Source organism: Curtobacterium sp. Leaf261 (assembly GCF_001422205.1).
GTDB lineage: Bacteria > Actinomycetota > Actinomycetes > Actinomycetales > Microbacteriaceae > Curtobacterium.
The window spans coordinates 79,028-105,366 of the sequence record NZ_LMMJ01000004.1; the positions used below are offsets into that span (position 1 = coordinate 79,028).

At 65.5% G+C, this 26,339-nt stretch carries 28 protein-coding genes and 2 pseudogenes; 15 read left to right on the forward strand and 15 right to left on the reverse strand.

Going from position 1 to position 26,339, the window contains the following annotated elements:
• Nucleotides 1–999: 999 nt before the first annotated feature.
• Complete coding sequence (locus tag ASF23_RS18175) at nucleotides 1,000–1,500, reverse strand: hypothetical protein (protein ID WP_156364221.1); 501 nt, start codon at nucleotides 1,498–1,500, stop codon at nucleotides 1,000–1,002.
• Nucleotides 1,497–2,102 (reverse strand): RNA polymerase sigma factor, encoded by a 606-nt coding sequence (locus ASF23_RS04755; RefSeq protein WP_055949883.1) that lies wholly within the window; start codon nucleotides 2,100–2,102, stop codon nucleotides 1,497–1,499. The genes ASF23_RS18175 and ASF23_RS04755 overlap by 4 nt, the downstream gene beginning before the upstream one ends.
• A gap of 203 nt (nucleotides 2,103–2,305) precedes the next feature.
• Here ASF23_RS04755 and ASF23_RS17715 point away from each other — a divergent pair, with 203 nt between their 5' ends.
• Nucleotides 2,306–2,740 (forward strand): hypothetical protein, encoded by a 435-nt coding sequence (locus tag ASF23_RS17715; RefSeq protein ID WP_082473832.1) that lies wholly within the window; start codon nucleotides 2,306–2,308, stop codon nucleotides 2,738–2,740.
• A gap of 1,870 nt (nucleotides 2,741–4,610) precedes the next feature.
• Here the strand turns inward: ASF23_RS17715 and ASF23_RS04760 are convergent.
• Together ASF23_RS04760 and ASF23_RS04765 are read right to left on the reverse strand one after the other, a co-directional pair.
• Complete coding sequence (locus tag ASF23_RS04760; RefSeq protein WP_055949886.1) at nucleotides 4,611–5,678, reverse strand: sodium:calcium antiporter; 1,068 nt, start codon at nucleotides 5,676–5,678, stop codon at nucleotides 4,611–4,613.
• Between the two features lie 124 nt (nucleotides 5,679–5,802).
• The gene (locus tag ASF23_RS04765; RefSeq protein WP_055949888.1) at nucleotides 5,803–7,050 is read right to left on the reverse strand and encodes a phosphatidylserine decarboxylase family protein; all 1,248 of its coding nucleotides are present in this window, start codon (nucleotides 7,048–7,050) and stop codon (nucleotides 5,803–5,805) included.
• A 182-nt stretch (nucleotides 7,051–7,232) separates the two neighbouring features.
• On the opposite strand from ASF23_RS04765, the gene ASF23_RS04770 reads away from it, so the two are divergent.
• A complete protein-coding gene (locus ASF23_RS04770) occupies nucleotides 7,233–8,207 on the forward strand; it encodes a bacteriorhodopsin (RefSeq protein ID WP_055949892.1) in 975 nt (324 codons plus the stop codon).
• A gap of 313 nt (nucleotides 8,208–8,520) precedes the next feature.
• On the opposite strand, the gene ASF23_RS19065 is transcribed toward ASF23_RS04770, so the two are convergent.
• From ASF23_RS19065 to ASF23_RS04785, 5 genes are all read right to left on the reverse strand, one after another.
• On the reverse strand, nucleotides 8,521–9,108 hold the full coding sequence (locus tag ASF23_RS19065) for a phosphatase PAP2 family protein (RefSeq protein WP_442855012.1): 588 nt from the start codon (nucleotides 9,106–9,108) through the stop codon (nucleotides 8,521–8,523).
• A gap of 99 nt (nucleotides 9,109–9,207) precedes the next feature.
• A complete protein-coding gene (locus ASF23_RS18995; protein ID WP_055949895.1) occupies nucleotides 9,208–9,642 on the reverse strand; it encodes a hypothetical protein in 435 nt (144 codons plus the stop codon).
• A 97-nt stretch (nucleotides 9,643–9,739) separates the two neighbouring features.
• Nucleotides 9,740–9,883 (reverse strand): DUF3618 domain-containing protein, encoded by a 144-nt coding sequence (locus tag ASF23_RS19000; protein WP_200919300.1) that lies wholly within the window; start codon nucleotides 9,881–9,883, stop codon nucleotides 9,740–9,742.
• Complete coding sequence (locus ASF23_RS04780) at nucleotides 9,880–10,359, reverse strand: phage holin family protein (RefSeq protein ID WP_082473834.1); 480 nt, start codon at nucleotides 10,357–10,359, stop codon at nucleotides 9,880–9,882. The genes ASF23_RS19000 and ASF23_RS04780 overlap by 4 nt, the downstream gene beginning before the upstream one ends.
• Nucleotides 10,356–10,976: a CsbD family protein gene (locus ASF23_RS04785; RefSeq protein WP_055949898.1), complete on the reverse strand. Its 621-nt coding sequence runs from the start codon at nucleotides 10,974–10,976 to the stop codon at nucleotides 10,356–10,358. Before ASF23_RS04785 ends, ASF23_RS04780 begins: the two co-directional genes overlap by 4 nt.
• Before the next feature lie 218 nt (nucleotides 10,977–11,194).
• On the opposite strand from ASF23_RS04785, the gene ASF23_RS04790 reads away from it, so the two are divergent.
• The 4 genes and pseudogenes from ASF23_RS04790 (at nucleotide 11,195) to ASF23_RS04805 (ending at nucleotide 13,827) form a co-directional block, all read left to right on the forward strand.
• Nucleotides 11,195–12,229 (forward strand): YihY/virulence factor BrkB family protein, encoded by a 1,035-nt coding sequence (locus tag ASF23_RS04790; protein ID WP_055949901.1) that lies wholly within the window; start codon nucleotides 11,195–11,197, stop codon nucleotides 12,227–12,229.
• Nucleotides 12,230–12,422: 193 nt separating this feature from the next.
• A pseudogene (locus ASF23_RS04795) lies at nucleotides 12,423–12,992 on the forward strand (recombinase family protein).
• Nucleotides 12,993–13,191: 199 nt separating this feature from the next.
• Complete coding sequence (locus ASF23_RS04800; protein ID WP_156364225.1) at nucleotides 13,192–13,557, forward strand: hypothetical protein; 366 nt, start codon at nucleotides 13,192–13,194, stop codon at nucleotides 13,555–13,557.
• Between the two features lie 66 nt (nucleotides 13,558–13,623).
• On the forward strand, nucleotides 13,624–13,827 hold the full coding sequence (locus tag ASF23_RS04805; RefSeq protein ID WP_055949909.1) for a hypothetical protein: 204 nt from the start codon (nucleotides 13,624–13,626) through the stop codon (nucleotides 13,825–13,827).
• A 39-nt stretch (nucleotides 13,828–13,866) separates the two neighbouring features.
• Here ASF23_RS04805 and ASF23_RS04810 read toward each other — a convergent pair whose 3' ends face one another.
• A complete protein-coding gene (locus ASF23_RS04810) occupies nucleotides 13,867–14,082 on the reverse strand; it encodes a hypothetical protein (RefSeq protein WP_055949913.1) in 216 nt (71 codons plus the stop codon).
• Nucleotides 14,083–14,774: 692 nt separating this feature from the next.
• Here ASF23_RS04810 and ASF23_RS17730 point away from each other — a divergent pair.
• From ASF23_RS17730 to ASF23_RS04825, 4 genes and pseudogenes are all read left to right on the forward strand, one after another.
• Nucleotides 14,775–14,983 (forward strand): annotated as a pseudogene (locus ASF23_RS17730) (helix-turn-helix domain-containing protein); the annotation flags it as partial.
• Nucleotides 14,980–15,366, forward strand: coding sequence for a hypothetical protein (locus ASF23_RS04815; RefSeq protein ID WP_055949916.1), 387 nt, complete (start codon nucleotides 14,980–14,982; stop codon nucleotides 15,364–15,366). The pseudogene ASF23_RS17730 and the gene ASF23_RS04815, both read left to right, overlap by 4 nt.
• 61 nt (nucleotides 15,367–15,427) lie before the next feature.
• Nucleotides 15,428–15,679, forward strand: a complete 252-nt coding sequence (locus ASF23_RS04820) for a hypothetical protein (RefSeq protein ID WP_055949920.1) — start codon at nucleotides 15,428–15,430, stop codon at nucleotides 15,677–15,679.
• Between the two features lie 487 nt (nucleotides 15,680–16,166).
• Nucleotides 16,167–17,300 (forward strand): hypothetical protein, encoded by a 1,134-nt coding sequence (locus ASF23_RS04825; RefSeq protein ID WP_156364227.1) that lies wholly within the window; start codon nucleotides 16,167–16,169, stop codon nucleotides 17,298–17,300.
• A 134-nt stretch (nucleotides 17,301–17,434) separates the two neighbouring features.
• Here the strand turns inward: ASF23_RS04825 and ASF23_RS04830 are convergent, their stop codons facing one another.
• Nucleotides 17,435–18,028, reverse strand: coding sequence for a GrpB family protein (locus ASF23_RS04830; protein WP_082473835.1), 594 nt, complete (start codon nucleotides 18,026–18,028; stop codon nucleotides 17,435–17,437).
• Between the two features lie 153 nt (nucleotides 18,029–18,181).
• On the opposite strand from ASF23_RS04830, the gene ASF23_RS04835 reads away from it, so the two are divergent.
• Entirely contained in the window at nucleotides 18,182–18,466 is a 285-nt protein-coding gene (locus tag ASF23_RS04835; RefSeq protein ID WP_055949929.1) for a DUF1905 domain-containing protein, read from the forward strand.
• 76 nt (nucleotides 18,467–18,542) lie between these two features.
• Here ASF23_RS04835 and ASF23_RS04840 read toward each other — a convergent pair whose 3' ends face one another.
• From ASF23_RS04840 to ASF23_RS04855, 4 genes are all read right to left on the reverse strand, one after another.
• Complete coding sequence (locus ASF23_RS04840) at nucleotides 18,543–18,995, reverse strand: VOC family protein (RefSeq protein ID WP_156364229.1); 453 nt, start codon at nucleotides 18,993–18,995, stop codon at nucleotides 18,543–18,545.
• Nucleotides 18,996–19,070: 75 nt separating this feature from the next.
• Nucleotides 19,071–19,454, reverse strand: a complete 384-nt coding sequence (locus ASF23_RS04845; protein ID WP_055949932.1) for a DUF1801 domain-containing protein — start codon at nucleotides 19,452–19,454, stop codon at nucleotides 19,071–19,073.
• 475 nt (nucleotides 19,455–19,929) lie between these two features.
• Complete coding sequence (locus ASF23_RS04850; RefSeq protein ID WP_055949935.1) at nucleotides 19,930–21,081, reverse strand: glutathione-independent formaldehyde dehydrogenase; 1,152 nt, start codon at nucleotides 21,079–21,081, stop codon at nucleotides 19,930–19,932.
• Between the two features lie 64 nt (nucleotides 21,082–21,145).
• Entirely contained in the window at nucleotides 21,146–22,267 is a 1,122-nt protein-coding gene (locus ASF23_RS04855) for an NAD(P)-dependent alcohol dehydrogenase (RefSeq protein WP_200919301.1), read from the reverse strand.
• Nucleotides 22,268–22,365: 98 nt separating this feature from the next.
• Between ASF23_RS04855 and ASF23_RS04860 the strand changes: the two genes are divergently transcribed.
• The 4 genes from ASF23_RS04860 (at nucleotide 22,366) to ASF23_RS04870 (ending at nucleotide 25,537) form a co-directional block, all read left to right on the forward strand.
• A complete protein-coding gene (locus ASF23_RS04860; protein ID WP_055949938.1) occupies nucleotides 22,366–23,430 on the forward strand; it encodes a catalase family protein in 1,065 nt (354 codons plus the stop codon).
• A gap of 61 nt (nucleotides 23,431–23,491) precedes the next feature.
• Complete coding sequence (locus ASF23_RS04865; protein ID WP_055949942.1) at nucleotides 23,492–24,580, forward strand: catalase family protein; 1,089 nt, start codon at nucleotides 23,492–23,494, stop codon at nucleotides 24,578–24,580.
• A gap of 104 nt (nucleotides 24,581–24,684) precedes the next feature.
• Entirely contained in the window at nucleotides 24,685–24,957 is a 273-nt protein-coding gene (locus ASF23_RS17735) for a PLD nuclease N-terminal domain-containing protein (protein WP_156364231.1), read from the forward strand.
• A gap of 94 nt (nucleotides 24,958–25,051) precedes the next feature.
• Nucleotides 25,052–25,537: a GNAT family N-acetyltransferase gene (locus tag ASF23_RS04870; protein ID WP_055949945.1), complete on the forward strand. Its 486-nt coding sequence runs from the start codon at nucleotides 25,052–25,054 to the stop codon at nucleotides 25,535–25,537.
• Nucleotides 25,538–26,339: the final 802 nt, after the last annotated feature.

A 26,339-nucleotide genomic window follows, 5' to 3' on the forward strand; every position in this document is an offset into this window, starting at 1 on the left:
ACTGGTGAGACTGGTGAGGCTGGTCTGGCTGGTGAGCCGCTCCTGTCTGCACTCACACTTCCCATCCTAACCGGTCTCGCCAGTGTCACCTGTCACGTCGGCGAAACTGTTTTGCGCTCACCGGCGTCACTGGTGACGGAGGTGACTCCGGTGAGCACTCACTGGTGACAAAGGTTTTGCTGGTGAATGACAGGTCACTCGCGACTGAATGGCGTCGCCGGTATGACCAGTGAACGCTGACCGGTCTCACCAGTGTCACCAGGCAGCGGCATTTCGCTCGTACCGATTGAACAGCAACTTGGGGGGACGGGCCCACCAGGGGGGTTTAACTCGTCTACAGGGGCGCTGAGCGCACCGCCACCGTTTATCGGAGACTGCTTCGCGATCCCGGCTGCATTCGCGGCCACCGTCGCCTCCCCAGCGAGACTGGTGAAGCTGGTCAGCCAGGTTGGCTTGGACGGGTTTGACCAGCGGCACCAGTGTGACCAGTGTCACCAGTGATGTGTGTCACCTGTGTCGCCTGTGTTACCAGTGTCACCATTGTAACCATTGTCACCAGTCATGAGTGTGACCAGTGTGACCCGTGTCACCAGCGCCACCAGCGCCAGCAGTCGAGAGTCGAATGTAGCTCGACAGTGACCGCGCGCGACGATCGAGCTTCGTCACAACCGGCGTGTCCCCAGGCCGGCGCGCCGACAGCACCGATTTGAACCCCGGTTGATATCACCGAGTATTTGCCATTCCCTTGTGGGTGAACACCCGATCGGTGGCTACGCCGAGCACGATGAGAGCGTCGGTCTGCGCCGTGAGGTCTCGACCGTCCGTCGACACGCGGGCGTGGCACAGGGGCCATCCGCTGTCCATGCCGACAGTCTCACCTACGGCACCATCACCGGAATCAATTTCGGGCTACGCATCCGGACACGGGACGACCGCACGAACCCGGGGGAGTGGTGCATCTTGTCGGCTGTCCAGTAGGCGATCGGCTATCGAACGCGGTCATCCCTCGATTGGGTTGCTCGTGCCCCGTGCGGCGCAGTAGGCGTCGATGTTGCTGGGGCCGTCGGTCGTGCGGTCGTAGGGGAAGGCGGCGTAGCTGCCGTCGTCGAGGCGGCAGGCGACCAGGCCCGGTATCTGCATGCCGTTCAGCCGCTCGCCGGCGGTCAGGTTGCCGTTGAGCCATGCCCCGGCGCAGTTCCCAAGCGCGATGCCCGCCTTCGACGTATCGGGGCTCTCGGATGCCGTGGTTCCGCCTCGTTGCGTGCTGACGTCGACCGTGGTCGAGGTGGGTGAGTCGGTTGCGTAGCAGTGGGCGGTACCGCTGTTGTGCGCTTCCGTGACCGCTGATGCTGCAGCCGTGCCCCCACTGATCAGTGCGACACCGCCGATGAGAACGGCGGCCGCGGAGCACAGCTGGATCTTCCTACGGGTAGTTCCCCTGCGCACCCGACTGTGGATGCGGCCGGATGCGCCGGCAGGAAGCGGTGGCAACGCGTTCATTGGTGGTCCTCCTGGAACGAAGCGAGCGAGGTGCGGAGTTGTTTCCTGAGCCGTGAGAGCCGGTTGCGGACTGCTCCGTGCGCCAACCCAAGCGAGGTCGCGGCGGCGTCGTAGCTGAGTCCTTCTTCGATGCAGAGCGTGAAGATCGCCCGGTCTACGTCGGACAACTCCGCGACTGCGGTCCGGATGGCTGCACTGAGTTCCGCACGCTCAGCCAGAAGCTCGACGGATGTGGTTTCGCACCCCTCCTGCTCGGCGTCGATCGGTGCGACAGGGTGGCGTCGGATGGTGCGGAGGCGGTTCTGCGCGAGGTACCGCGCAGAAGCCACAATCCACGGGGCAAGTGCTGTGCCTCGAAGCTCCACCTGGCGCCTCTTCCGCCAGAGGAGCACGAACGTATCCGCCGTGACCTCCTCCGCGTCACCGTGGACGCCAATGATGGCGTACGCGGTCCAGTACGCCAGCCGCTCGTACCGGTTCACCGCAGCATCGAGTGCACCCGTCTCGTTCCTTTGCAACGACGCCAGCACCGCTGTGTCGTCTGCGACCGTGTGATCGCGCCTCAGTGCATCCATCAGCTCCCCTGCCGACATCATCCTCATCCAGGGATGTCCGACGTCGCCGGATCGTCTCGATGTTCCGATAGCCGATCGGCTAGCGGACGAGCTGATCTGCCTGCCGCGGTGCAGAGTGGTGGACGTGCAAGCGAACATCGCAGAGGTGACGGTCTGCGCATTGCCCTTCGCGGGACGAACGCAGGCGACGGACCATGGTGAGTTGCTCAGATGAATCCTCGGAGGGACAGATGTTCAGTACGCAGCATGCGGCCTTGATTGATGCCACCCGCGCGGCCACCGTGCCGACGTGGAGCGACCGTGCCCTGCTGGGATGCTTGGAGAAACTCCGCGACGGCGGACCCACTGAATGGCAGCTGGTCACCGTGCACGATGCGTGGCCGCTTCAGGAAGTCGACGGCTTCTGCGTCGTCTACACCTCCCCTTGGGGACCACAGGTGGGCGTGCGGGTGACCAGAGACACACCGTCCGGTGCACCGTTCTACCCGTCAGGGCTCTACGCCCAACCGCTCTCCGGTGGCGACCCCACCGCTGAGGAGTTCGGACAGGAAATCGCGGACTTGGGCATCGCGGAACCGCTTGGTTCCCGCGGGAGTCGGCTTGTCATGGACGGAACAGGTCTGGGGTGGTGGGGCGACGCTCCACTGCCAGGAACCCACGATTAGTCGGCGAGGTACTGCTCCTCCCAACCGTCAACACTCACCGACTCCTATCGCTCGTCGGTTCGGTCACCGGTGCCAAGGCGCTGGTGAGGACAGAGGCGACCGCTCAGGGATTGGCTACTGAGCCGATGACGTACCGCTCCTCCGTCGCCGGCGCGCGCGAACATTCACGAACGCGGGCGCTATGTCAGCCGTAAGAAGGAGCCAACCGAGCGCCGGTAAAACTACGGGGCGCGATGATGAAGACCTTGCGCAGCTGAGCGACGGACGCATCCGCGGCTCCCGCTTCGTGCTCGGCAATCCAGATGCGCTCATGTGTCTGACGCGACCGATACCACTGTCGCCGCCAGTGCCCGCGGACGCTCCAACGGCCGATCCGAGCTCTTCCTGCTTCACCCTCCGATGCCCCCTGTCCCGACGCAGAGCGGGTCGGGTAGATGAGCCGCACGCCATGGTCGACCCGTGATTCGGGAGCGTGACCAGTGTTCTCTCGCTGCAAGGATGTTCCTTCTCCAGCAGTTCCGAATGGTTCGCGGACCGGTACGAGCTCGAGCATCCCCGCCAGGCATGCGCCAAGGCCGATCAGTGGTGCGGAAGCGGACGAGAAGCTGTCATCGTCATCACAGCGCAGTTCTTCAACAGCAGTCCCGTGCACTTCGAGTACCGGTCCATCCCCGGTGGAGTGAACCGTGAACTCCACGGACGTCAGTCGCAGGCGCTCGGCTTCCTCACGCCACGACAACACCCGCCAGAACGCCCCGGCGCCAAGGGGCGACACGATTGGCTGCAAGCTCACTCCCGCCGGGGACGGCAGGTCATCGCTGGCGAGCCCAGAGACCGTCCGTGTCGCCGCGGCCAAGGCACGCGCGTGCGTCGCCGGCACGAGGAACAGAGATCCGTCAACAGCGGACTCACGTAGGAGCTCCTCAGCCTCGGTTGCCGCGGAACTGGGACCAGCGGTGAAGAGGTCGATGAGCGCAGGCATCGATCGCGGCAACTGCTGCATGAGGTCACCCGCGCGGTCAGCTCGGGATCCAGCGAGCCCGAGTACCGGATGCACTGTTGGCACATGCCCACGAGCCTCAAGCGCGCTCACCAGTCGACGCGCGACACCCGGCGGCAAGGAACTCTGTGGGCCCCTGACGAACTCGCCGATGAGTTTCAGCACTCTCAACGCTTCTGTGGACGGGACGCCGTAATCGCCCGCCACTTCGAACACCCGACGGCGCGCGTCCCGGTCAGCCTCCGGAAGGACACGCTCACCCGCGAACGCCCGACGCCGCTGCGGCTGCTCTCGAGCACGCGCTCGCGCTTGACGCGCTTCAGCACGGCTGGGGACCGCCGCCTGCTCGGAGCCACGGCACGCGAGCTGGCCGCCGGCTTCGCCCTCCCTGCTCGTGACCACCCGATGCGGCGCCAGTCGCCCTTCAATGGTCACCGGCACCATGAACCGACACACGACGCAGCGAGACTCTCGATCGGACAGCGGCGGATGATCGCGGCTCAGCTGCAACGACGGTGTCGCGGCGGCCCGGACCCGCGACTGCGCCCGAGGGAGCTCGACCGCGCCGCGGTCCGCTGCAGGCTTCGCTCCGCCCGCCCACGGCAGACCCACGGACCCCTCGCACCGCTCGCCCGTCGCGTTGTAATGCACACTCATGGTCCGAGCAGACGTCAAGAGGTGATCCTCACGACAGACATCGCAGCGGGCAGACAGCATGCTTCAACGTTTCACGCGCCACCGACAAGCAACGCTAACCGACTGCGTCTCGATAGCCGGTGGTGCGCCGGGCGCCGATGGCGCGTGAGAGTCTGCCCGGAAGAGGATGATTACTGGCGGAGGGTCGGCGGGACGCTATCCGTGGTGTCCTGCTCAGTCGAGAGTGATCGCGATGAGACCTCCGATTCCGACGAGGTACAGCAGCACCACGATGAGGGAGTCCACGCCCATCCCGAAGATGTGGTTCTTCGGCCGGAACACGAGTCCGACGGCGTAGACGACGGTGAGGAGCGCGGCAAGGGCAGTGAGGAAGATGTCGCTGGCGTTCGCTTGTGGTAGCACTGCTTTGCCGGAGATGACGGTCGCGACGAGGAACAGCACGGGCAAGAACGCGTTCCCGCCGAAGATGTCGCTCATGGCGAGGTTGTCGTCGCCTTGTTTGATCGCCTGCAGGCCCGTCGAGATCTCGGGCAGGCTTGTCGCCAACGCGAGGACCGTTGCACCGAACAGCACCCCGGAGAAGCCGATCTGCGTCGACGCAGCGTCGCCGGCGCGTTCGAGCACCACACCGGCGACGAGGGTCGCTAACGCGGAGACGCCGAAGATGACTGACGCTTTCCCGGTACTCATCGTGCTCCCGTCACCGTGCGTCCGTGTGCGGTGCTTGCTGGGGTGTGGGGTTGTGGTATCGGGTGCCTTCCCGTCTTCGTGCCACGGCAGGCCCTTGCTTGCTCGTTGCACCAGAAGCAGGCCCACGAGCCAGATCACGGCGATGAGGACAACGTCGGGAGTCAGCCGAGCGATGACGAGATCGGATGGGAGCTGGCTGCCGGCGATGACGACGGCGAGGACAGCGACTACGACGACGGCTTCAAGGACGAGCGTTAGGGACGCTGCCCGGTAGGTGATGGGCGTGACGCCTTTGCCGCGCTTGCCGAACGAGTCGAGGATGACGATGACGACGGTCTGTAAGGCGATGCCGCCGAGGATGTTCCCGGCAGCGACCTCGAGCGACCCCGACGCCGCGGCGCTGACGGTGATGGCGATCTCGGGCAGGTTTGTCGCGACCGCTAGCACAATGAGGCCGCCGAGGGCGCTTCCGAGGTGGAGCCGGTTATCAAGGACGTCCGTGGTTTTCGACAGTTGGATCCCGGCGAACCAGATCACTGCCCCGCCCGCGACGAAGATTAAGACGAGCAGCCAGAGTGGGAGGGAGTCCATGCGGCCATGCAACTCCAGCGGCGCCGCGGACCGTGATCACGCCGAAGCGCTCAAGGGATAGCAGTGCGTACGTGCCTGGCTGGTCGAGACGTTCCTCGGGTGGCCGGTTGGAGAGAGCTGTCGGTCAGCGACTGGCCGCGGTTGCGATCTGCGTGTGCAGGTGCACCAGTGTCGGGTGCTCCGGGATTGGAAATGCCTGCACGGCGAACGATTCGATCGCGCCGGGCTCGAAGACGAGGCATTCGGTGGAGCCGCCGAACTGGAAGTAGCCCAGTTCGTCGCCTTTGTCGACGTGGACGCCTGGTGTGATGTCGTCACCGATGACGCACGACGAGACCTCGATCATGCCGACCGGGACGACGGCGACGTGCCCGAGGGCGGAGTTGTCGGCCTCGATGATGATGATGGCGCGGGCCGCGACGTGTGCGAGGTACCCCTGCGAGTCCTTGGAGTCGGTGGCGTTCTCACCCTCGGTGTCCGCTTCGGAGAAGTAGGTGCCGGGCTGCACGAACGCCCGCATGATGGTCCCGGCCACGGGGCTGTGCCAACGGTGGTAATTCGTGGCGCTGAGGAAGGCCTGGTACACCGATCCACCCACGAACCGGTCCACGGACTCGTCGTTGGCCAGCAGGTCCTCCAGAGAGTACGGCTGCCGCTTGATCCAGAATTCGTCGCGGCGCCGCACGTCCGTGGCGATGGCGTAGGGCGTGGACTCGGAGGAGCTGACAACGACCGAGTCGTCGTCGGGAGCGGCGACCGGGCGCTGCCCCGGACGGAACCGACGGATGAAGAAGTCGTTCCAGGATGAGAAGCCCCAGTGCTCGTCGTCGACGTCGTGTTCGAACTGGTCCATGCCGACGACCTGCTGCGCTTGCTCGGACTTCCAGCCGTCGGGTGCGTCGGTGATCACCGAGAGGGAGGCAGGGCTGTCGAGGAACTCCGCCCAGGCGTCGAGTACGTCCTTCAGCGCGGCGTTCACCTTCGGGTCCCGGTAGATCGCGAAGCCGGCGGGTGTGGCCATGGTCCAGTCGAGGATCGCGGCGAAGGGTGTGGTGACCATGCCTCCGTCGCTGAACGCCGGAGCGACGGTTATGACCTCGTTGATGAGCAGGAAAAACTCGTCGACGTCGTCAATGTGACGCGTGCTGTACTGCTTGCCACGGGGCACCTGCTCGATCATCCGCGTCATGCCCATCCGTATCAGCGGGTCTGTGTCGAACAGGTGACGGAACGCTGCGACAGCAGGGTGGAGCGGACGGTCACGATGTGAGCGGGCGCGCTCTCGGTGACTCTCGATCCATGCCTCGAGGTCGTCCTGGGCGGGCAGCCAACCACCGCGGCGCTTGTGGTCGGTCTCTGCTTCGTTGGCCATGATTCAGACCGTACCGATGGCCGGCACCGCCTCGGCCAGATTCCGCGCCGCCGCACGACGTGATGCCCAAGACCGCACTCGCTCCGCGACCGGGGTATACCGTTCACCGCAGTTGCCCCGGACCCAGGCTGCCAAACCGTCACATGCCCTGTTGACGTCCGCCCGGACCTGGAAGGCACCCCATGCTCGACACGCTCTCACCCTGGAAAGCGTCGCTGACGCTGGCTGAACACTCGATCATCATCTACGCCCTGTCCGTTGCGGGATTGGCGATGTTCGCCTTCTTCGCGAAGTCGTGGGTGTCCCGCACCGAGGTGACGTCCCGGTACCGAAGTTCCACGTACGCGGGCCTGTGCATCACCGGCATCGCGTTCTTGTCCTACGTGCTCCTTGTCGTCGAGTTCGCCATCGGGTACGAACGCCGGGGCAGCATGTGGGTGCCGAACGCGAACGCGATCCTGTCGTGGGCGCCGCGGTACTTTGACTGGACCGTCACGGTGCCGCTGCTGATGATCGAACTCATCGCGGTCGCGACGATCGCAGGTGCTGCCGCTCGCCGTCTGCGGTTCGTGGCGGTCGCCGCTGCGTTCCTGATGATCTCGACCGGGTACATCGGCGGCATCGTCATCGACTCCGGGCAGAGCATCACGGCCCTGTGGATCTGGGGTGTCATCTCCGGGATCTTCATGGTGGTGCTGTACCTCCTGATCATCTACGTCGTCGTCAAGGGCGGCCGCGATCTCGCAGTGACCCCTGCCGCGACGTCGCTGCGGAACGCGGGCCTGCTGCTGATCGTGACGTGGCTTGCGTACCCGATCATCTTTGGTCTGCAGGGCTGGGGCCACGGTGGAGCGGTGATCACCTGGATGCAGGTCGTGCTCTCGGTCGCTGACATCGTCGCAAAGGTCGGTTTTGGGTCACTGATCCACAAGATCGCGAAGACCCGTTCCGCGATCGACGTTACACGCGGCATCGACACCCTCCCGGAGTCGATCTGGATCTCGTCCGAGAAGCTCGCCGACGGGGTCACAGCTCGGCTCGAGACGCCGCCGGTCAAGCCCGACACGAGCAGTACCCACGCCAGCAGCAGCACCGACGGCAGCAACGCGGTGTCCAGCGTCGCCGATGGTGGCAGCGCGCACGCCGCTCGTCCCTGACACGGTGATCGCACCTGCTCCACTGCTGCGGCATCGAGTCCGTCGACGGCCCGGAGAAGCGGTGGGCCGGATCGTGTGACGGATGTCGCCATCGTCGGCGGCGGCGCCTCCGGTCTGGCGGTCGCCGCAGCCCTGCTCTGCACGTTCCTGAGAACGCGCGAGCAGGCCGTGGCCGACGGACCCACCCCGTCGACCACGGCCTTCGCTTCCGAGAAAGAATCAGCCAGCCGGAATGATCCCACCGATTAGCAGCCGGGAGTGGCTGACCTTTTTAGCTGCAGGGACGGCGCAACGGCGCGACCGAGAGCGAACATCAGCGGTGCTCGCTGGCATCTCGTCGTATGACCAGACGAATCCGGTGAAGAATAACCGCAACTGCCACACCGACGGCGGAACCGGCCATGATGTCGGAGAACCAATGCTGCCCCAGGTGCAGTCGCGAGTACGCCACCGTCGCTGCCACCGGAACGATGACCGCACCCCGGCGCCGGTCGGCCAACCAAACACCTGCCGCGAAGGCAGCGGCCGTGGCGCTGTGACCAGACGGCAACGCAGCTGACGCTGGCACAGTACCGGGCTTCCGCCTGTGCCGGAATCCGCGACCATGGGGACGGTGTTCCCGAATGACGCGCTTCACCAGCAAATTCACCACACCACTCGACACGCCAAGCGACAACAGTCCCTGTGCTGCGGCTCGACGACCAGTACGACCCGTGATGAACACAGCCGCCCCGAGTCCAAGCCAGAACGCGAACGATCCCGGCACATCAGATAGCCCACGGAGCGCAACGTCGGCGGGTCGGGGACTTGGCCAAGAATACGCCCGACCGCTCACCGCCCGGTCAGTCCGACGAAGCCAACCGGGGAACACCTGCCACTTTCGACGCTTCGGACGCACCATACCGGGCAGACTCTCTCTCGCTATCACTGCTGAGCGAAGAACATAGAACAGTGCCGTCACGTTGCTCCACGAGAAGACAACGTGACGGCACTAATCAGGTCAGGCTCCCTGCACGTCGTCCTTCGCGTGCTGGGCGCTGTCCTTGACGTCGGCGGCGGACGACTGTGCGTCGCCCTTGACGGTCTGCGCTGCGTCCTGCGCCGTGTCCTTGAGGTCGCTCGCGTGCTGCTGCGCCGAGTCCTTGAGGTCGCTGCCGACGGTCTGCGCCGACTCCTTGACCTGGTCGACGAGCGGTGCCGCCTTCTCCTTGAGGTCCCCGGCGAGCTGCTCCTCGCGATCGGACGACGGGATGAGTGCGGAGGCGAGCCACCCGGCGCCGAAGGCGATGAGGCCGACGGCGAGCGGGTTGCCCTTGGCCTTGCCCACGGCGCGGTTCGCGGCGCCCTTGGCCGAGTCGGCAGCGGAACCGGCAGATCCGGAGGCACTGCTGGTGCCGGACTGGACCTTGGACTTCGCGGAGTCGGCGGCGCCCATGACGCTCTCGCGGACGGACTCGAACCGGCCCTTGACCTTCTCGGTCTGGCGGTGGGCGATGGACGACGGGTTGACCTTGTCGGCCAGCGCGTCGACGTCACTCGAACCGGCCCTTGACCTTCTCGGTCTGGCGGTGGGCGATGGACGACGGGTTGACCTTGTCGGCCAGCGCGTCGACGTCGGACCCGAGGTTGCCCCGGGTCGCCTCGATCTCGGCGCGGATCTCATCTGGGGTGCTCATGCGTTGCTCCTCGTGGTCGGTGTCGAGCCGTTCGGTGTCGAGCCGTTGGGCGTCGAGCGCTTCGGTGCCGAGCTGTTCGGCTTCAGTGCGTCCGGGATCTCCTTGACGGTGTCCGCCGTCTGCGGGAGTCCCTTGATCTGCTTGAGCTGCTTGCGGCCCTGGAGTGCCAGGATCGCGGTGACGATGAGGTACACGCCGGCGACGATGAGCGCCGACCACGCGTTCCCGACGAGGTAGCCGAGGGCCCACCACGCGGCGATCGAGATGAACAACAGCGCGAAGAACCCCGTGAGGCCCGCACCGCCGAGCATCCCCGCGCCCTTGCCGGCCTTCTTCGCCGACTCGGACACCTCGGCCTTGGCGAGCGCCACCTCCTGGCGGAAGAGCGTCGAGATGTCCTTGGTGACGTCGGTCAGCAGCTCGCCGAGGGGCGTGGTCGCGGCACGGTCCTGCGGGCTGGGGGTCTCGCCGCTCATGCGGTCGGACCGCCGTCCTGCTCGTGCTCGTGCTTGGCCTCCGCGGCGAGGGCCTTCGTGAGGCGCCCGGCGAGGATGCCCGCTCCGGCAGCGATCGCGATGAACGTGCCGGGCTTCCGCGCCGCGAACGACTTCACCTCGTCGAGGAGCGATCCGGGATCGCGGCCCTCGAGGAACCCGGCGAACGAACCGGCACGATGCGAGAGGTCGCGGACGACCTTCTGCGCGATGCCGTCGTCGTCGGACTTGTCGGCCATCGACGACAGCTGGTCGCTGAGGGTCCGGAGCCCACCCGCGGCACGCTCCTGCTGCTGGCCGGCCTGCTCCTTGATGCCTTCCGACGCCTGTCCGTAGAGCTGCTTGGCGTGGTCGGTGGCCTCAGAGGCGACGCGCTTCGCCTGGTCCTTCGTGGTGCCGGCGACGTCGGAGGCGGCGCTCTTCGCGTCACCGGCGACGTCCTGCGCGGCGCTCTTGGCGACGTCGGCCTTGTCGGATGGGGTGGAGTCGTGCGAGGCCGACTGATCACCTGCGCCCCCGTCAGTCTCGACGTATATCGGTGCGGGAGGTGTCGAACGATCGTAGATCGGCGTGCTGTCGTCGGGCGGGTAGGTGCTCATCGGATTCTTTCTGATAGGGCTCCCAAGGCCGGGAGGCTTTTCAGCCGCGGAAGTCATCCACGAACGCTTCTACACTGCCAGCCACACCGCGACCGTGCCCGGGTCACCGGGAATCGTCACGGTCCGATCCTCGGAACTGCTGCGTCCCCGGAGATCGAATTTTCTGACATGCACCCGCTCGTCAACGTCAGGCCGCCCACACAAGGAAGGATGAACCCATGGCACGTGTTCAACAAAAGCCTGCACCCGACGATCCACGGAAGCCGGACAGTCCTACCGACCTTCGAAAGCCGACGTTCGTCTACACGCTCAAGAAGACCCTCCGGGAGTTCTCCAGCGACCGATGCACCGACCTCGCCGCCAGCCTGACGTACTACACGGTGCTTGCACTGTTCCCCGGGCTGCTGGCCATCGTCTCGATCCTCGGGCTCGTCGGTGAAGGGCAGACCACCGTCAACACCCTGCTCGACCTCGTGCGCAGCATCGGCTCCGACCAGGTGGTGTCGCTCCTCAAGGGGCCGATCAACGGTCTCGTCCGGTCCCCGGCCGCCCCGGTGACGTTCATCGTCGGTCTCGTTGGCGCGATCTGGTCGGCGTCCGGCTACGTCGGGGCCTTCGGCCGCGCGATGAACCGCGTCTACAACGTCCGCGAGGGACGCCCGGTTTGGAAGCTCCGCCCGACGATGCTCGGCGTCACCCTGTTCACGGTGGTGCTGCTCGTGGTCGGCCTCCTAGTCCTCGTCAGCGGACCGCTCGTGCGGAGCTTCGGCGACGTCATCGGCCTCGGCGACGTCGCGGTGACCGTCGTGAGCATCGTGCAGTGGCCGATCCTCGCCGCCATCGCGATCATCGTCATCGCGGTGCTGTACTACTGGTCGCCGAACGTCCGGCAGCCGAAGTTCGCGTGGGTGAGTGGCGGGTCGATCGTCGCCCTCGTGATCTGGCTCGTCGCGAGCGTCGGCTTCGGGTTCTACGTCGGGAACTTCTCGCACTACAACGCGACGTACGGCTCCCTTGGTGGTGTGATCGTGTTCCTGCTGTGGATCTGGATCACGAACAACGCACTGCTGTTCGGCGCCGAATTCGACGCGGAGCTGGAGCGCGGTCGCGAGCTGCAGGCGGGCATCCACGCGGAGGAGGACATCCAGCTCCCGGAGCGCGACACGAAGCAGATCGAGAAGCAGGACGAGCAGCACGCCAAGGACGTCCTGCAGGGCATCGAGATCCGGCAGTCCGCCGGACGCCACAACTAATCACCGGCTGGTCGCTTCCGCGAAGCACACACCCACCGTTACCGCCGTCTCATCTGACGGTCGCTCCCCGGACACACCTGCGGCGTTGGGGGAGTAGATCAAGAACTCAGGCGACGCTTAGGTTCGTCGAGTCGCAACAGACTGTCCCGCGAAACTGCCCGGGGAGGGTGCGGCTGACAGTACAGTCAGCATCATGCTGATCGGATATGCCCGCGTCTCGACCTCCGGACAGGACCTCGCGGCATAGCGGGACGGATTGCACGCTCTCGGCGTCGAAGATCAGAACGTGCACGTCGACCACGGCATGTCGGGAACGTCGCGTGAACGTCCTGGCCTCCGCACCGCCCTCGCAGCGGTCCGCGCGGGCGACACTCTCGTCGTCACGAAGCTCGATCGCCTCGCTCGTTCTCTCCGAGACGCCACCGACATCGCGGACGAACTCACCAAGAAGGGCGTCGCACTCAACCTCGGGGGAGCGGTCTACGATCCGACGGACCCCGTGGGCCGGCTCCTGTTCAACGTCCTCGGAATGGTCGCGGAGTTCGAAGCCGACCTCATCCGGGCCCGCACCCGTGAGGGCATGGCGATCGCGAAGGCCGCCGGGAAGCTCCGCGGCGGTAAGCCCAAGCTCAACACGACGCAAGAGAAGCACCTGGTCGAGCTGCACCGCGCCGGCACCCACACCACCAGCGACCTCGCCGAGCTGTTTGGAGTCGCGCGAGCGACCGTCTACCGGGCCGTCCACCGCGCCGATCCGAAGTAGCAAGCAGGCGCCGCGGCGACTAGTCACCGGTTGCGGGACGTCAACGTATGCTCAGCGCATGACCGTCCGGCGCGTCTTCGACTTCATCGGCGTCACAGAGCCCAAGAGTGAGCGGAAGAACGACGGCACTGGTCCGGACGGACGCTGGGCGGTACCAATCCGTCACGTCTTCCCATGGTGATACGTCGCTGGCGCAGTCGTGACCGTTGGTGTTCTGATCCTGCTGAACCCCGACGGTAGCCAAGCAATGCTTGCCTTCTGTGGCCCGACCATCGGTATCGCCGTACGCGATCGCGAGAAGACCGCACGCACCCGGCTCGACCAGGGGCTCCCAGTCGACCGGGCATCACTGCTTTCGCCGCGATGGCTCGAACCGGTCTGTGCGGTACTGCTGTCCGTGTTCGCGATCGGCGCCGGCCTGCTACTCGACGCACTGTTCGGCAACCGAACGTTCGTCACGGTCTGGGTCGGCACGGCCTTCTTCGCCGGCAGTGTCCTCGGATTCCTCCTGCTCATCGTGGTCCTTCGAGCGCGACGTCACCGTCGGCGGACAGTCACTCCCTGACAGACCCCCAATCCGTCTGGGCTGCCGGTGAACCACTGAGGCGAACTCAAGCGGTAGGTTCGCGACATGGACGCTGTCAGCGCGAAGGTGCTGGGTTCCATCGCGCTCGTCTTCGGCGTCGTGTTCGTCTCGACGTCGGTCGTACGTCTCACACGAGCCGACGTAGATCTGCTGCTTGTGCTGCTCAACACGGCTCTGGGCATCCTGTGGCTCGGCGCCGGGGCGTGGTTGTGGCGCTTCGGGCTCCGCAATTCGGACGGTGGCCGGTAGCCGATCCGCTGGCGGACTCAGACCAGTTCCGAACTCCGTTTACCCGAGCAGTAGTCCGAAGCCGAGCAGGAAGGCGAACGGCGACAGGACGAAGAGGAACACGATGAGGGCGATGGTGGCAGCCGTCACCACGGCGGCGCTCGTGGTGACGAAGGACAGGAGGCTGATGAGGCCGACTGCTCGCCTCACGTCGCCGCCGGCCGCGACGGTCGTGGTCGCCTCCTCGAGGAGGTCGCGCATCGGGTCATCGCTCACATTGCCAGGGTACGGAGAACATGACGAACGGTCGACGCCGTGCGGGGGAGAGTGTGTCCACAGGCGTGGTAGGTGCTGGCGACGTGGGCCGTGGTCGTGTCCCGGTAGCCGATCGTCATCCGCGCGTTCCCCTCCGCTCGCCCGAGGCGCCATCCGAGTCTTTCCTATCGATTGCCAGTCGGGACGACGGGCCAAGGTTGGGTGGTGATGAGAAACTGACGTCATGACGAAGCGTGCACGAGGGCTTGAGGACTTCGGTGGACAAAAAGTTGCTGGATCCCGTAACTTGTCCGGCCGGTTCGCCGTTCGTCCCGGCACCTTCAACCTTGCCGGCGAGTTGTTCACGCCAGCGGGAAACCGGCTGTCTCGCCTCGAGACGGATATCAGCGAGGAGGCCGCGGGGATGTTAGTGCGCGACGGAGCCGAGGTAGCATTCGAGGCTTGCGGCTGCGGGGGTGGCGGACAGTGCAAGCCCTACTGGCCCGAAAGGCCCAAAATCAAGGCGCTTTCGAGGTCCTCGCTTCCGCAGATAAGTCCCCGCCCGACCTCTCCCACGTGGATTGATGTATGGGCAGGTGACGGTACGACCGCCGTCTTCTGCCACGGTGACGTCCGCTGGGGTTCAATGCTGCCGTGAGCTGTGCCATCGAGGCTCGGCAGTGACCCCGGGGCTAGTCGACGTCCGGTAGCCGATCCGTGCCCGGACGCGGGAGGGCATGGCGATCGCGAAGGCCGCCGGCAAGCTTCGCGGCCGCAAGCCCAAGCTCACCCCCCCCCGCAGGAGGAGCACCTCGTGCAGCTCCACCGCACGGGCGAGCACACCACGAGCAAGATCGCCGAGCTCTCCGGAGTCGCCCGGTCGACGGTCTATCGTGCGATCCAACGAGGGGAACAATCATGAATGAGTATGAAGGTTGGGCTGATTCCGATTTGGTTCATGTCGAGCTGACGAACTCCGAGCGGCGGGTGCTGCTGCAAGGGCTCTTCCAGTGGGGTGGTCCTGCGAGCCTGAAAGACCCGCTGGCCATCGCGATGGGTTTCGCGAGCAAGGCTGACTTCTTCGCTGTAGCCAAGGAGCTACAGGCTCGTTTGGAGCAGGAGGCTCCGTTGCGTCGGATCGACTGGAAACGGGTTCTCCTCGCCACAGAGATCGTATTCATGTCCGACGTCGTGGGTGCCGGCTACGAATGGGAGACGGTCACCGGCTTAGGCGATGACGAAACTCTCCGCACGCTTCGCAGCCTTCAAGTCCGTCTCCTGAAGGCCTATGCCGTGCCTAGGTGACGACAGGCCTGACCCAGTGGGGGATCGAGCACCGGGCTGCTTTACGCCGTACGCTCGCCGCATGCGACGCGTTCTCGACTTCCTCGGCATCACCCGGGCCAAGGGATCACCTCGCCCCAAGCTGCTCACGGCGATCGTCGGTGGGTTCGGCTTGTTCCTCGTCATCTTCGGCGGCGCGGTGATAGCGGGGAACGTGGAGTCCGGCCGCCCCATGCCAATCTGGATCGGTGGCGCACTGATCGCGGTTGGCCTGGTGTGCTGGATCGTCGAAGCCGTTTTGAGTAGTCGCACGGCCGGCGGGCCGGCTCAGTAGCCGATGAGCTGACGGCCGTAGACCCACCGGATGATTGGGTATCGATGAGGAAGCCCAGAAGCAGGAGGACGATTCCCGCCACCGCTACAACAGTGACGAGCTCGCGGAGCGTCCTCTGTGGTCGCTCACCGGGCTGCGTGGGTCGAGCAACGAAGAACACGCAAAGCACGGACAGGAGGACCAAGGCGAGGCCGATTGCGGCTAACGAGGCACACCGCATGTAACCACGGCTGTTTAGCGAAGGGCCGACCCGACACCCATCAGGGAATCGGTCGGAGAGCGCGTGTCGTGGCTAGCGAGTGACCATGGTCCCCTTCTCGGTTGCACTGCCCCCAAGGAGGCGGCGGTTCCCTCCCCGTCTGGATTTGAATTCCGATCGTCGTCGTCGTGATCGTCGCGGCGGTCATCTTGTTTGTTCGGCGCAGCAACTGATGGCGTCCCGGTAGCCGATCGGCTATCGGGACGCACGGGCCATGATGGATCTTGCATGCGGCAGACTTCGCTTGTGCGTTTTTTTCCATGGCGGAGCCGGGGTGTCGAGGACCAGAATCCCGTACGACTTCCACAGGATGTCCGGTTCGACGACCAGCGGGGACGGGCGAGGCCCGAGACGCTAACCGCTGACGCAGCAACCTACGCCGCGATGCACGCCGCCGCGGTGACGTCGGACGATTTCGAAGCCAGGGCGACCGCGTTGTGGGGCCTCGTGGAGCGGGGGTCCGCCTCCTTGGGGTGGGTGGCCGCGGGCCTGACCTCCACCAACGAGGATGTACGGGCGGACGCATTGGGAGTCCTGGATCGGATCGGCGCCCCCGAAACGTGGTTGCCGATGCTTTCACGCGTCGCTGATGAGCTCCATGAGGGTGAGGCGCGCGATGTCCTCGACGAGATGCTGATGCGACTCGCCGGGGAGACCACGTCCGAGGCGCTGCCCATCAACCCTGGCTTGCTTTTTAACGGCCGGTTTGACGCCTTCACGCAGGCCATCGCGTTCATCGACGCCCCACTTGCCGCGGTGGAAGCCGCCGACCGCTCATGGGCTCGGTACATCGAAGACCACGGCGCGGGGAGGAGAACGTTCCGACCGGTGAGTGGGTTGCTCGAGGTGGCGTTGAGTCAATTCGAACCAGTGACGTACGGTGTCGCAGGCGCGCTCTTCCTGGCCACCAACTCGGATTGGACCGCGGCCTTCAGCCGCTCCGGCGACATCATGTTCGCAGAGACGCTCGGAAATCGGATGCAGCGCCGGAGCTTGCGGACCTTCTTCTCTCCGCACATCGCACGAGATGGTCACCCCGTCAGGTATGGCCACCGCGTCTTCGCACTCGCCGACGGACACGGTCAGTCCCGCACGTTGGAGGCGTCGTTTCAATCCAGGTGGGAGTGGGACGCCCTTGGACAGCCGCTGCCGTTCGAACGCGTCAACGTGGCGACGGCGAAGCGGATCCCGGATCGTCTGACCCTCGAGGACATCAACGCGTACTGCGAGCACCTCGGCATCCAGCGGAGTGATCCGTTGTTCTACGGACCGGCTGGCTTCATCGTTGAGCAAGACCGAAGCGAGTGGCTCAGAACGCCACGCATGATGACAAGCGCTGAATGGCTCCGCCACCACTCTTGACAGAAAACCCTAGAAGTGGGTTGCCGTAGCCTGTATGTTCGACCGGCCGGACGGCTTCCGGATGCTCCTACCCCGTTCAAGCAGTTTAGTAGAAGATCGCCATCCGGACGCCGGCGCCGGTTGGTCCAGCGCGCTCACGGTCGCGGATGGGCGTCGTGGGAGTGGTTCGGTTCGGATGCGAAGGCTTGTTCATAGATGTCGCAGACGACCGCGGCCTTGGCGTCGTTGTAGCGCACGCCCTTGTCGGCGCTCACGGCCTCCGCCTTCGCGTCTGCGAAGGCCTGTCGGTCCTCGGGGCGGGATCGCAACCACTCCGCGAACAGGCGGTGCCGTTGCGGCTCCACTGCCTCTGGCTGCCACACGTGCAGGTTGGTGTCGGGATTGCCGAGGGTGAGCTGCCGGTGTGCAGCACCTGCGATCACGTCGCGGAAGACCAGACGGAACCCGACGGCCTCGAGCTTCGGCAGCCAGGCTCGTTCATCGAGGACGTCAGGCACGAGCAGGTCGGCGTCAATGACCGGCTTGGCGATCATGCCGGGCACGGCTGTGGAGCCGACGTGCCAGACGGCGTGACCAGCGCCGAGCGCACCCACGACGAGGTCGCGCACGCACGCGAACGACTCGGCCCACCGCGGGTCGTAGGCCCGTGGGGAGCCGGGGTCGGTCTGTCGAAATGCGACGCGCTGCGACTGACGGGCGGCGTTCGGTCGGCGACGAACGGGCGCCAGAAAGGGTGTTTGGCCACGGTCACACCATGAACCCTCATGCGTCTCACCAGCCGATCCTCAGGCGGGACGGGCGGGCTTAGGTTATGCGCTTTGAGATCGATGCTCGTCGTTCTGCCGCTTGCCGGGCAGAGATGTGTCTAATGAAATGTGACGATGAACGGCCGCGGCCCGATCGACATCTGCTTCACGGCGACGCTGGGGAAAATGCGTGAGGGGGACGCCTGGACATCCGTCCAACTCCTCGACTCGGCCGTGATCTTTGGCACGAGGGTCCTTGTCAAGGTCGCGGGCACGATCGACGGTGAACCGTTCCGGAGCGCGTTCATGGCCCTGGGCGACGGCACCCATAAACTGCCGGTCGCCGCCGCTGTCCGCAGGAGCATCGGCAAGACCGACGGCTACGACGTCGCCGTCCACCTCACTGAACGACTGAACTGACACCGGAGCTACTCGGTCATCATTGAAGGTCCTGGCCGCGGGACAGTCTCGTGGCGCGCGCCCCAGCGGGCGCTGCCTAGCTGTGGGTCGTGTTCGCGCGCATCTCGTCGACGGTCAGCCCCGGGGCGCCGCCGGCTGCCGCCTCCGGGTCCATCCAGACGAAGTCCCAGTGGTGGCCGTCGAGGTCGTCGAAGCTCTTGGAGTACATGAAGCCGTGGTCCTGCTCGCCGGCGCTCGTCGCGCCGGCAGCGAGGGCCTTCTCGTGGATCGAGTCAACCTCTTCCTTGCTCTCGGCGCTGAGGGCGAGCTGCACCTCGGTCGAGGTAGTGGCATCGATGATCGACTTGCTCGTGAACTCGGCGAAGAACTCGTGCGTGAGCAACATCGCGGTGATCGTGTCGCTGATGACAACGCTCACGGCGTTCTCGTCGCTGAAGCCCTCGTTGATCGAGTAGCCGAGCGACTCAAAGAACGATCGTGACCGAGCCGGGTCGCTGACGGCGAGGTTGACAAAGATCGTGGTGGGCATTGTGTCGCCTCTCTTCCCCTGACGCTGGCCGCCTGTCGCGGCCGGTCGAGTCGTGTCGCTGTCAGGACGCCCCGGTCACTTCTTGCCGCGCACGGCTCTCTTGCTTGCATTGAACACGATCGCGGCACGCACCAGGGCTGCAAGAGCGTCTTCAGGGATCACGTCGCCTTCAGAGAACTCCACTGAGCGGCGTTGGTTGCCTCCGAGCTCGCCGTTGAAGATGCCGGCCGGGTCGTCGAGGGAGGCGCCGTACATGAACCCGAGCTTGACTTTCTTCTTGAAGATGTTCCCGACGACGAGGATGCCGTCGAGCTCCCAGACGGGTGCCCCCATCCATTTCCACTCTTCAATGATCCCCGCGTCGACGCCCAGGATGATCCGGCGCGCGTCAGCAAGAACAGCCCCGCGCCAGTCAGGGTGCGCAGCGATCAGGGCATTGATCTCATCGTGAGGAACCATGCGTACTTTCTACGGCAACTAGAGACCGACCTTGCACAGACGGCACTCACGGGGACATCGCATTGGAAGTGTCCTTTTTTCGTGTCGCGAGGCTTAGCCAAATTGCGCACCGTCAGAAGGGCCGCGTCAAATCTCAATAAGGGATAAGCAGACGCGCCTAAAAAGGGGGTTGGCCAACCGATTGGAGCCCCGTGACCATCCCCTCCCATGACTGCCCCAAGTGTCATTCGCACTCTTCCATGCACGCCAGCCTTGCCCCCTGGTGCGGGAAAGCCAGCGATCCACTGGTCATGCCTGCGTTGCGGCCATGGATACGACACCACTGAGGACTACTGGGCGATCAACGCGCTTCTCGCGCACGGGAGCTAACTCGCACCGCTGATCAACGGTCACGCCTTCCGTCGCGACGTGAAAGCGAGTTACTGGCCACACGCAGAAGGCGAGGTGCTGGGCACCTCGCCTTCTGGCCTTTGCCTCAGTTGGCGACGGCGGGGTGGAGCACTACCTTGGTCCAGCCGTCGTCGCGGGCGTCGAAGTGCTTGTACGCGTCAGGTGCCTGCTCGAGGGGCAGGTCATGGCTGACGATGAACGACGGGCTGATCTTGTCCGCAGCGATCAGGTCGCGGAGTTGCCGGTTGTACTTCTTCACCGGGGCCTGTCCCGTTCCGACCGAGATGCCCTTGAACCACAGCAGGCCCCAGTCCAGGGCGAACTGGCCCTTCTGGGCGAGTTCGTCGGAGGAGTTTGGGTCCTCGGGAACGTAGACGCCGACGACACCGATGTGCCCGGTGAAGCGAACGGAGGCGATGAGGCGGTTCATGATGAGGTTGGGCACCTCCTTGCCGCCTTCTCCGTGGCCCTGGTACCCGACGCACTCGAGACCGGCGTCGACTCCGAGGCCGAGGGTCTGGTCCAGGACGAACTGCACCGGGTCGACCTTGGAGTCGTCGACTGCGATGGCCCCGACGGACTCGGCGAGCTTGAGCCGGTCGGCCTGGTGGTCCACGATCATGACCTTGGCTGCGCCCTTGACCTGGCAGCTGAGGGCGGCCATCAGGCCCACGGGGCCGGCGCCGTAGATGACGACGCTGTCGCCGGGCTTGACCTGGGCGAGCTCCGCGGCGTGCCAGCCCGTGGGCAGGATGTCGGAGAGCATGACGTAGTCGTTCTCCTTCTCGACGGAGTCCTCACCAAGACGAAGGGCGTTGAAGTCGCCGAAGGGCACACGCAGGAGTTCAGCTTGGCCGCCCTGGTAAGGGCCCATGTCGGCGAAGCCGAAGGCGGCGCCGGCATAGGAGGGCTCCGGCTGCATTGTCAGGCAGTAGCTGGTCATGCCCTTCTCGCAGTTCTTGCAGTGCCCACACGCGATGTTGAAAGGCAGAACCACTCGCTCGCCGACCTTGACCTTGTCGACGCCGGCACCCACCTCGATGACTTCTCCGAGGTTCTCGTGTCCGAATGCACGTCCCGTCTCGAAGTCGGTCCGGCCCTCGTACATGTGCAGGTCCGAGCCGCAGATGTTCGTGGCCGTGACCTTGATCAAGATGTCCGTGGGGGCTTCGATCTTCGCGTCCTCGACCTCGTCGACGCTGACGTTCTTCGGGCCGTGGTAGATCAGTGCTCTCATCGTGGTTCTCCTTTTTTCGTTGTTTCCTGCGCCGATGCAGGAGGCTTCGTGTCGGTGGTCGTGGCTACGCGTCGTCGCGCAGGGTGGAGGTGTCGATGACGTAGCGGAATCGCACGTCGCCCTCGACCATCGCGTCGAACGCGTCGTTGACGCCGGAGGCGGGGATGACCTGCACATCGGGGGCTATGCCGTGCTCGGCACAGAAGTCCAGCACCTCCTGTGTCTCGGCCAGGGTGCCGATGAGTGAACCGCTCAGCGACAGACGCTTGAGCGACACCGCACCGAAGTCGATGCCGCCCTCGTGGATCGGCTCGAGCATGCCGACGGAGTGCAGTCGGCCGTCGTGCCGGAGCAAGGACAGGTAGGGGTTCATGTCGAACGCCGTCGGGATGGTCGACAGGACGAAGTCGAGAGTTCCCTCGGCCGCTGCGACGGCGTCGTCGTCGGTCATGACGATCGCGTCGGTGGCGCCGAGCTGCTTCGCCAGTTCGGCCTTTTCGGGCGTGGTGGTGAGCGCGACCACCTCGGCGCCGCGGGCGACGGCGATCTGCAGTCCGATGTGGCCGAGCCCGCCGATGCCGGCGACGCCGACCTTCTGGCCGGCGCCGACGTCGAAGTGCTTCAGCGGTGCCCAGGTCGTCACTCCCGAGCAGAGGATCGGGGCGGCCTGCTCGCTGCTGATCGACTCGGGGATGCGCAGCACGAAGTGCTCGTTCACGATGATCTGGTCGGAGTACCCGCCGAAGGTGACCTCGCCGGTGTCGGGGTCCTTCGCGTTGTAGGTGAAGACCGCCGGGGGCTGCTGGTACTGCTCCTCGTCGACGCCGCGCTGATCGTCGCTGCCCCAGTACACGAGGCAGCCGACTCCGACGCGGTCACCGACGGCGAACCCCGTCACGGAGTCGCCGATCTCGGCGACGATGCCGACGATCTCGTGACCGGGCATGCAGGGGAAGTTCGTCGCGAGCGGGCCGTCGAACTCGTCGCGGGCCTGGTGGACGTCGGAGTGGCACACGCCGCAGTGCGTGATGTCGATCAGGACGTCCTCGGCACCGACCGGCGGCCGGTCGAACTCGAGGGGCGCGAGGGGGGTGGTGGCGTTGGGTGTGGCGTAGCCGATGTTCGTGGGCAGGGGGCCTCCAAGGTGTCGGGGCGAGCTGTGCCCCGGACGGTAGACCCCGCGCACAGGCCTGACCCGCTTCAGTGCGCGAAGCGGATGACCGGTGCCTCGGCGGGGGACAGCTCTGAGGAACCTTTGCGGAGGCGCTGCCTACCATCGCCGCCATGAGCGATCCACGAGCCCACCGGCCGATCAGCTACGACGACGGCGTCGAGACGTTGCTGCCCGACGAGGAGGCGATCATCGAGCAGACCATCGTCACCATGCAGCGCACCATGGAGAAGACGTTCGAGGTCACCCGGCACGGCCACAGCGGCACGCACTCGAAGAGCCACGGCGTCGTGACCGGTCGGCTCGAGGTCGCCTCCGATCTGCCCCCCGAGCTTGCGCAGGGGATGTTCGCCGGGCCCAGCAACTACGAGGTCGTCGTCCGTTACGCCAGCGAACCCGGGGGCATCGATCCGGACCAGGCGAAGCGGGCTCGGGGCCTGGCACTGAAGGTGCTGGACGTCCAAGGTGACAAGCTGCGTCCGGGATGGACCAGTCAGGACTTCCTGTTCAACACGTGGCCGATCATCCCGCAGGGCGACGCGAAGGTGTACCTGGACGCGATCACGGCGCGCTACGAGCATCACGGCAACCACGCCGCGACCGTGGCCGCGACGAGCCTGAAACACCCGGCGCCGAAGGGGCTCACCTTCGACCGGACTCCCGCGATCGACGTCATGGCGCACAGCTACTACTCGCAAGGTGCCTTCCGGTTCGGTGACCACGTCGCCAAGTTCGCCATGATCCCGGTCGCAGCCGCACAGCTGGCCCTGGGGGACCACGAGGTGAGCAGGAACGACCCACCGAGCGTGTTGTCGGAGTGGGTGCAGGAGTACTTCAGCCGTCAGGAGGCGCGGTACGAGTTGCGGGTGCAGCTCAACGTCGACCTCGGTTCGATGCCCGTCGAGGACGCGTCCGTCGAGTGGGACGAGCAGCTCAGCCCCTACCGCACGGTCGCGACGGTCACCCTGCCGCCGCAGGCGTCCTTCAGCCCCGAGCGCCGGGTGTTCGCCGAAGACGTCATGTCGTGGCGCCCCTGGTTCGGACTGACCGCGTTCCGTCCTCTGGGCTCGATCAACCGGGTCCGCCGCGCGGGCTACGAGCGCCTCGGCGCCTGGCGCCACGAGAAGAACGCTCGGACCGAGGTAGAACCGCTGACCCTCGCCGACGTCCCCAACTGACGACCGCACCCGCCTGGTCCCCGCAGAGAACGACTGCCCAACGAGATCGAAGGAGATCCCCTTGCAGTACCTGAAGTACACCCCCGACGTCGAACAGATCCAGCCCGGAGAGGATGAGGACATCGCCGCTGTCCGTGAGATCTTCGGGGAGGTCCGCTCCCTGGCGTTCGAGAAGCACCGCCACGGCCTCCGGGACGCGCACGCGAAGAGCCACGGAGTGCTCCGCGGCACGCTCGTCGTAGCCGACGACCTGCCCGAGGAGCTGGCCCAGGGGCTCTTCTCGACGGGTGGCGAGCACCCGGTCGTCATCCGGTTCTCCACCGCGCCCGGTGACATCGTCTCCGACGGCATCGGTGCCGCGTTCGGCATGGCGATCAAGGTCCTCGACGTCGACGGGGAGAAGGTCCTCCCCGGCGACCCTCAACCGCGCACCCAGGACTTCCTGCTGGTCAACCACCCCACGATCTCGTCAGGCGACGTCCACACGTACCGCCGCGACCAGGCGGTCCTGCTCGCGACGTCGAAAGCACCCGAAGGGGTGCAGCTGGCAGCGACCACCGTCCTGCGCGGTGCCGCGGACGCCCTCCGCAAGGTCGGCATCGACAAGACAGGCGGCCCCGCCGGACAGGCGAAGCCCCATGTCCATCTCCTCGGTGAGACGTACTACTCCCAGGGCGTCCTCCGCTACGGCGACCACATCGCGAAGGTGGCTGCCGTCCCGGTGTCCTCGCGCCTGCGCGCTGTCACCGGCCAGCACGTATCGATTAGGGAGCCATCCGCGTATCGCGACCTCACCAGCGAGTTCTTCGGCGAACAGGGCGCGGTCTGGGAGCTCCGGACTCAACTCGGCACGAACCTTGACCAGACGCCGGTCGAGGACGCGTCCGTCGAGTGGCCCGAGAACGCGACGCCGTATCGGACGGTGGCCACGATCACCGTCGAGGCCCAGGACACGTACTCACCCAAGCGACGGGTCTTCGCCGACGACGAGCTCTCGTTCAATCCCTGGCACTGCCTGGTCGAGCATCAGCCCCTCGGATCGATCCAACGGGTCCGTCGCCCTGTGTACGCCGACTCGGTCGGGGATCGCGGTCACCTCAACGCACGGGCACCCCGAGAACCCGAGACCATCCAAGAGCTCCCTAAGTGATACCGGTCAAGTATTCCCAGCGTGTCCCAATAGTCGATCGCTCACTGGGCTTCTCGCTTGCAGCGCAGTTGTGAGGTGTTCGTTGGCTGCCTACCGTGGTGGACATGAGCTTTCTTCTGACTCGTCCGCTAGTTGCCGCGCCGGAGGGTCAGGCTGTGTTCTTCCCCGCTTCCTACAACTATGCATGGGCCGCAGTCGTCGTCGCTGTTGTTGCCGGTGTGATCTGGATGATCGTGACGGTCATTCGCTCGCCTCTGACGGGACTCGCTAAGGCTTTGTGGATCGCCGTGGCGATTGCCTTGCCCCTTGTCGGAGTGATTGCCTGGTTCGTTCTCGGACGAGATGCCCGACGGTCAGGCGCCGGCTCCGTAAGCTGACCAAGTCAATCGTGCTCGACCGATGGCTGTCCCGATAGACGATCGGTCAGCGGTCGGGTCAGAAGCTCGCCCCTCGTCGTGCGAGGATCGGCGCATGATCTTGACGAGCAGCACAGTCGTTCTGGAGCCCATCACGCCGGCCCTTGCCCGGCGCATCGCTGCTCGTGAGGAGCGACCCGGTGACCGGTGGCATGCCGAGTACCCGTTCCTCGACGAGATCGATCCCCTCAAGTCGTTGGCTGCATTGGCGGCCCCTGACCCGGACTTCACGATGTACGTCGTCCGACGGGCGTCGGACGGGATGGCGGTCGGAGGCTTCGGGTTCTTCGGTCCTCCGGACGCCGACGGTCGAGTCGAGTTCGGGTACGGGCTGGTTCCATCGGCTCGCGGCGCGGGCCTGGCGACGTCGGCTGTCCTGCTGGCGCTCGGACATGCTGGTCTGCGCGGGGCGACGATCGCAGCAGCGGACACGGAAGCGGACAACGCCGCGTCCCGTCGCGTCCTCTTCAAGAGCGGCCTCCAAGAAGTGGGACGAAGCGGCTCCCTCGTTCTCTACGAACGAGTCCTGACTGCCCGATAGGCGATGGTCTACCGGGCGCACCGCTACGACCGCAGATCGCGCAACTGCTTCCCCGACGCATTCCCGTTGCATCTGGTGCGCTTATAGTCCGTGATCTGCTCATGGTCGCCGACGTGATCGACTTCGCATCGCCACCGGTCGAGGGCGCCTTCGCATTGCTCGATCATCAAGCAGCCCAATACGGCGCTCGAGCCGTCCCGCTGAAGATCAGCTATCGAAACGCGACTGAGAGCAGGTTCGCGAGGTAGAACGACCAGCAGTCGTGGTGAGCTGACCGGGGTTTAGGCCACCAGGCAGCCGTCCGCGCCAAGGTCGCATTCGATGCTGGGTGCGGGAAGTCGGCTCTTCGGCGGCCTCGGGGACAGCGCCCACCCCGAAGGGTGGACGCTTCGCGATGACGATCCGGATCAGGATCTGATGCCACCACTTGGGCGGGAACCACCCTGCCCCACAACAAGAGTGGTCTACCTGCGGTGGCTGCGTGACCAACCGGAGAGCACGACCGTCACCGAGTGAATATTTCGTTCCTGCTTCAGGATCCGGTGCGCGACGGCAGCGGCCAGGCCGCGTCTACGACCTCCTCTCACCATCTGAACGTCCGCCGCCTCCGGGCTGCGGTCACTCGGCAAGGTACCCTCGGTTGAACCAGGGCGCTCACGCCTCGGGGATGGTCCGTGCATACCCGCTCGGGACACGCAACGTTTGGATGATGAGCTAGCTCCGCACCGCCTCGACGCGGATGTGGTTTGCTAGCCGGAGCGGGAATTCTGCCTTGGGAAGGGCACCCGTAAGGGCGGGGGGT

Bases quoted from the DNA above. Each gene is read 5' to 3' on its own strand.
- ASF23_RS18175 (WP_156364221.1), bottom strand. From the start codon at position 1,500: ATGAACGCGTTGCCACCGCTTCCTGCCGGCGCATCCGGCCGCATCCAC.
- ASF23_RS04755 (WP_055949883.1), bottom strand. From the start codon at position 2,102: ATGAGGATGATGTCGGCAGGGGAGCTGATGGATGCACTGAGGCGCGAT.
- ASF23_RS17715 (WP_082473832.1), top strand. From the start codon at position 2,306: ATGTTCAGTACGCAGCATGCGGCCTTGATTGATGCCACCCGCGCGGCC.
- ASF23_RS04760 (WP_055949886.1), bottom strand. From the start codon at position 5,678: ATGGACTCCCTCCCACTCTGGCTGCTCGTCTTAATCTTCGTCGCGGGC.
- ASF23_RS04765 (WP_055949888.1), bottom strand. From the start codon at position 7,050: ATGGCCAACGAAGCAGAGACCGACCACAAGCGCCGCGGTGGTTGGCTG.
- ASF23_RS04770 (WP_055949892.1), top strand. From the start codon at position 7,233: ATGCTCGACACGCTCTCACCCTGGAAAGCGTCGCTGACGCTGGCTGAA.
- ASF23_RS19065 (WP_442855012.1), bottom strand. From the start codon at position 9,108: ATGGTGCGTCCGAAGCGTCGAAAGTGGCAGGTGTTCCCCGGTTGGCTT.
- ASF23_RS18995 (WP_055949895.1), bottom strand. From the start codon at position 9,642: ATGGGCGCCGCCGACTCCGCGAAGTCCAAGGTCCAGTCCGGCACCAGC.
- ASF23_RS19000 (WP_200919300.1), bottom strand. From the start codon at position 9,883: ATGAGCACCCCAGATGAGATCCGCGCCGAGATCGAGGCGACCCGGGGC.
- ASF23_RS04780 (WP_082473834.1), bottom strand. From the start codon at position 10,359: ATGAGCGGCGAGACCCCCAGCCCGCAGGACCGTGCCGCGACCACGCCC.
- ASF23_RS04785 (WP_055949898.1), bottom strand. From the start codon at position 10,976: ATGAGCACCTACCCGCCCGACGACAGCACGCCGATCTACGATCGTTCG.
- ASF23_RS04790 (WP_055949901.1), top strand. From the start codon at position 11,195: ATGGCACGTGTTCAACAAAAGCCTGCACCCGACGATCCACGGAAGCCG.
- ASF23_RS04805 (WP_055949909.1), top strand. From the start codon at position 13,624: ATGGACGCTGTCAGCGCGAAGGTGCTGGGTTCCATCGCGCTCGTCTTC.
- ASF23_RS04815 (WP_055949916.1), top strand. From the start codon at position 14,980: ATGAATGAGTATGAAGGTTGGGCTGATTCCGATTTGGTTCATGTCGAG.
- ASF23_RS04820 (WP_055949920.1), top strand. From the start codon at position 15,428: ATGCGACGCGTTCTCGACTTCCTCGGCATCACCCGGGCCAAGGGATCA.
- ASF23_RS04825 (WP_156364227.1), top strand. From the start codon at position 16,167: ATGCGGCAGACTTCGCTTGTGCGTTTTTTTCCATGGCGGAGCCGGGGT.
- ASF23_RS04835 (WP_055949929.1), top strand. From the start codon at position 18,182: ATGAACGGCCGCGGCCCGATCGACATCTGCTTCACGGCGACGCTGGGG.
- ASF23_RS04840 (WP_156364229.1), bottom strand. From the start codon at position 18,995: ATGCCCACCACGATCTTTGTCAACCTCGCCGTCAGCGACCCGGCTCGG.
- ASF23_RS04845 (WP_055949932.1), bottom strand. From the start codon at position 19,454: ATGGTTCCTCACGATGAGATCAATGCCCTGATCGCTGCGCACCCTGAC.
- ASF23_RS04850 (WP_055949935.1), bottom strand. From the start codon at position 21,081: ATGAGAGCACTGATCTACCACGGCCCGAAGAACGTCAGCGTCGACGAG.
- ASF23_RS04860 (WP_055949938.1), top strand. From the start codon at position 22,366: ATGAGCGATCCACGAGCCCACCGGCCGATCAGCTACGACGACGGCGTC.
- ASF23_RS17735 (WP_156364231.1), top strand. From the start codon at position 24,685: ATGAGCTTTCTTCTGACTCGTCCGCTAGTTGCCGCGCCGGAGGGTCAG.
- ASF23_RS04870 (WP_055949945.1), top strand. From the start codon at position 25,052: ATGATCTTGACGAGCAGCACAGTCGTTCTGGAGCCCATCACGCCGGCC.